This window comes from Microseira wollei NIES-4236, assembly GCF_020521235.1.
GTDB classification, from domain to species: domain Bacteria; phylum Cyanobacteriota; class Cyanobacteriia; order Cyanobacteriales; family Aerosakkonemataceae; genus Microseira; species Microseira wollei.
Genome location: NZ_BLAY01000625.1, coordinates 1 through 327, shown reverse-complemented (window position 1 = coordinate 327; position 327 = coordinate 1). Strand labels below are relative to the sequence as shown.

Genomic DNA, 327 nt, shown 5'->3' with positions numbered 1-327 from the left:
TGCCGTGCCCCGACCAATGATTCAGATACACCCGGATTTGATATAGTAGCGGCACGGCATTAGTAAGCTTTCTCCCCAGTACAAAGTTCCTCCTCTGCCGTGCCCCGACCAATGATTCAGATGCACCCGGATTTGATATAGTAGCGGCACGGCATTAGTAAGCTTTGCCGCCAGCATAAAGTTCCTTCCTTGCCGTGCCCCGACCAATGATTCAGATACACCCGGATTTGATATAGTAGCGGCACGGCATTAGTAAGCTTTGCCGCCAGCATAAAGTTCCTTCCTTGCCGTGCCCCGACCAATGATTCAGATACACCCGGATTTGAT

At 51.1% G+C, this 327-nt stretch carries 1 protein-coding gene; it reads right to left on the bottom strand.

What is annotated here, in order from left to right; all coding sequences use genetic code 11:
* Positions 1-116: 116 nt before the first annotated feature.
* Positions 117-327, bottom strand: a 211-nt coding sequence (locus tag MiSe_RS50065; RefSeq protein ID WP_226595080.1) for a hypothetical protein, incomplete at its 5' end; no start/stop codon positions are given.